The 3,098-nt window shown below is 76.4% G+C and carries 4 protein-coding genes; 3 read left to right on the top strand and 1 reads right to left on the bottom strand.

Annotated features, from left to right (window positions below):
- On the top strand, positions 1 to 293 hold a 293-nt coding region (locus tag NH602_RS29635; RefSeq protein WP_253069535.1), incomplete at its 5' end, for an SAV_6107 family HEPN domain-containing protein.
- A 101-nt stretch (positions 294 to 394) separates the two neighbouring features.
- On the opposite strand, the gene NH602_RS29630 is transcribed toward NH602_RS29635, so the two are convergent.
- The gene (locus NH602_RS29630) at positions 395 to 1,225 is read right to left on the bottom strand and encodes a ParA family protein (RefSeq protein ID WP_253069534.1); all 831 of its coding nucleotides are present in this window, start codon (positions 1,223 to 1,225) and stop codon (positions 395 to 397) included.
- Between the two features lie 128 nt (positions 1,226 to 1,353).
- Here NH602_RS29630 and NH602_RS29625 point away from each other — a divergent pair, with 128 nt between their 5' ends.
- Together NH602_RS29625 and NH602_RS29620 are read left to right on the top strand one after the other, a co-directional pair.
- Positions 1,354 to 2,112 carry a bifunctional 2-polyprenyl-6-hydroxyphenol methylase/3-demethylubiquinol 3-O-methyltransferase UbiG gene (locus NH602_RS29625; protein WP_073573929.1) on the top strand — a complete coding sequence of 253 codons (759 nt, stop codon included), beginning with the start codon at positions 1,354 to 1,356 and terminating at the stop codon, positions 2,110 to 2,112.
- Positions 2,113 to 2,426: 314 nt separating this feature from the next.
- The gene (locus tag NH602_RS29620; RefSeq protein ID WP_073573928.1) at positions 2,427 to 2,837 is read left to right on the top strand and encodes a DUF3040 domain-containing protein; all 411 of its coding nucleotides are present in this window, start codon (positions 2,427 to 2,429) and stop codon (positions 2,835 to 2,837) included.
- Positions 2,838 to 3,098 lie beyond the last annotated feature (261 nt).

The raw sequence follows: 3,098 nt of genomic DNA, 5'->3' as shown, positions 1-3,098 counted from the left end.
CGCTGCGTCGCTACCCGGCCGCCTACCTCGCCGCGCTGCGTGCCGGGGCGGCGGTGCTGGCGATGCGGGCCCGGCCCCGGACCCGCCGGGGCGCCCCGCGCGACGTCTGGCGGCTCCTCGCCGAGGTCGCTCCGGAGCTGGAGGAGTGGGCGGCGTTCTTCGCCGGGTGCTCGCGGCTGCGGATCGAGGCCGAGGCCGGGATCGGGCGGCACATCGACCGGCGTGCCGCCGACGACCTGCTGCGCCAGGCCGAGCAGTTCGTGACCCGGGTGCAGCTGCTGCTGCCCCGGTGAGGTCCGTCCGCCGGAGCGGCGGGCCGCACGGGGGAGCGGATCGGCGGACGGCAGGAGAGCGGGAACGGGCGGGGCTGAGGAACGGACCGGGAGGGGGCCGGTCAGGCCGAGGCGGCGGGGCGCGAGGCGCTGCGCAGCACCCGGCCCAGCAGCGCGGTGAACACCGCGGAGATCTCCCGGGCGCCTGGGGTGTCCCAGGCCTGGATCGGCAGGCAGGCGCCCTGGGCCTGCTGGACCGCCGAGCGGTCGGGCAGGACGCTGTTGAACACCAGGGGGCCGAACAGCTCGCGCAGCTCCGAGATCCGGAACTCGTGCTCGGTGTTGCGCGGCCGCACCCGGTTGACCAGCACACCCAGCGGCTGCAGGCGGTCGTTGGACCGCTCGCGCTCGGTCTGGACCGCGTCGAACGCGCGCTGCACCCCGGACACCGAGAACATCGTCGGGTCGGTCACCAGGATCGCCCGGTCCGCGGCGGACAGCGCGCTGCGGGTCAGCTGCCCCAGCGACGGCGGGCAGTCCACGATCACCAGCCGGTAGCGCTCCTCGGCGTGCTCGGAGCCACCGGGGTCGTCGGTGATCAGCTCGCCGGCCAGCCGCTGCAGGGCGCGGTCCAGCCGGTACAGCTGCGCCGCCCCCGGGTCGGGGTGGTTGTGCCGCTCGGTCTGCTCCGCGCCGACCAGCACGTCGAGGCCCTCGCCCCACGCCGACGGCGCGATGGCCCGTTCGACCACCGCGCGGCGCGGCTCGTCCAGCACGTCGGCGACGGTCGCCGTGGTGGGCTCCGGGTCGAGCGCGGTGGTGGCGTTGGCCTGCGGGTCGAGATCCACCACGAGGGTGGAGACGCCGTGCCGCTGCGCCGCGCCGGCCAGACCCAGTGCGACCGTGGTCTTGCCGACGCCACCCTTGAGACTGAGCGTGGCGACGACCTGCACCCACCCAACGTACCGTGCGGTCCGGCACGGTCGCCGAGCGGAGTGCAGGTGATCGTCGGGCGCCCGGTCGCGGGCGTCGCGGCGGGCGGGCGGGCCGGGCACCGGCGGGGGCCACTAGTCTCGGTGCCGTGGGATCGCCGACACGCGAGCAGGCCGGAGCAGCGCGCGGGGCCGCCGTGTTCCGGGTGCTGGACAGGGAGATCGACCGTGTCCGCCGGGACACCGGGGCCGCGCCCCGGGTGCTCGACGTCGGCGGGGGCAGCGGCACGTGGGCGGTGCCGCTGGCGATCGCCGGCTGCGCGGTGACCGTCGTCGACACCAGTCCCAACGCGCTGGCGACGCTGGCCCGGCGTGCCGGTGAGGCCGGCGTGACCGACCGGATCACCCCCGTGAACGGCGACGTCGACACCCTCGCCGAGGTCGCCCCGGCCGACGGCGCCGACCTCGTCCTGGGCCACGGGCTGCTCGAGGTCGTCGACGGCCCGGGCCGGGTGCTCGCCGCGCTCGCCGCGGCCGCCGCCCCGGGCGGGGCGGTGTCGGTGCTGACGGTGGGGCGCTACGGCGCGTTCATCGGGCGACTGGCCACGGGCCGGCTCGCCGAGGCCCGTGCCCTGCTCACCGACCCCGAGGGCCGCACCGGTACCGACGACCGGCTGCTGCGCCGGTTCGACGCGCACCGGCTGCAGGAGCTCACCGCCGAGACCGGACGGCTGCGGACCGAGATCCTGCAGGGTGACGGCACCCTCGAGGCGTGGCTGCCCGGCCCCGGCCAGGAGGGCGAGACGGCGGGCCGCGACGAGCGTGACGAGCTGGACGCGCTCGCGTCGCAGGTCGGCGCCCTCGCCGAGGTCGCCCCGCGGTTGCATCTGCTCGCCCGGCGGTACTGACACCCGTCCCCGCCGCCGGTGGCCGACGGTCGCCTTCCGGCTGCCGTCGGTGACCGGTCGTCCGGCGTTCACCCGGCTGCCCACCCCCGTCCGGGTGGGTCTGCGACAGTCCGGGTGAGTGACGACACGCCGCGCCACGCCGTCCGCTCGACGATCAGCCGAGCGGGTTGGACGGTCCGGGTGGTCGCGGCACGATTCGCCTCGTACTCTGGACATCAGACGCCCAGGTTGGGGCGCCCGTCGTACCGGCCGGGGCGAGGAGGCCCGGGCCGAATGCGGCCTACCGTCCGATTACGTGTGCCGGAGGTGAAGGCATGCCGCTCTCCGAGCACGAGCAGCGCCTGCTCGAACAGATCGAACGCGCCCTCTACCAGGAGGACCCCAAGTTCGCGTCCTCGGTCAGCGGTAGCCGGCGGAGCAAGCCCGCCCGTCGCCGTCGCATCCAGGGCGCCGTCCTGTTCGTGGTGGGCCTCGTGCTGCTCGTCGCCGGGATCCCCTTCCGGGCTCTCTGGCTCGGCGACCTGCCGATCCTCAGCATCGTCGGCTTCCTCGCCATGCTCGGCGGCGCGTTGCTGGCGGTCACCTCGATCGGCGCCCGGCGCGGCGGCGAGGAGACGACCGGTCAGGGCGGGGCCGCCCCGAAGGACAAGCAGCCCGGCGAGAGCGGCGGTGGCTTCACCGGCCGTATGGAGGAGCGCTTCCGGCGCCGCTTCGAGCAGGAGTGACACCGGGCGGCCCATGCGGCCGCCCGTACGACGCCCGGCGGGGCGGGACACCGACTCGGTGACCCGCCCCGCTGTCGTGTGCCCGGCACCGGCTGCCCGATGTGTCGACCGTCGGCACCAGCGGTCGCCGGTGGACGGGAGCCGCCGCACGGGACGGACCGGCGCCGTCCGACCGCCGCCGGCCGGATGACGCCCCCGACCGGACGCCGGCCGCTGGTCGGGGCGCTGGGGGCTGCGAACCCCGCGCCCGCGCGGAGATCC

This window comes from Pseudonocardia sp. McavD-2-B (genome assembly GCF_024124365.1).
Taxonomy (GTDB): Bacteria; Actinomycetota; Actinomycetes; order Mycobacteriales; family Pseudonocardiaceae; genus Pseudonocardia; species Pseudonocardia alni.
The sequence above is the reverse complement of the archived record's forward strand: the minus strand, read 5'-3'. Positions and strand labels throughout refer to the sequence as shown.

Bases quoted from the DNA above. Each gene is read 5' to 3' on its own strand.
- NH602_RS29620 (WP_073573928.1), top strand. From the start codon at position 2,427: ATGCCGCTCTCCGAGCACGAGCAGCGCCTGCTCGAACAGATCGAACGC.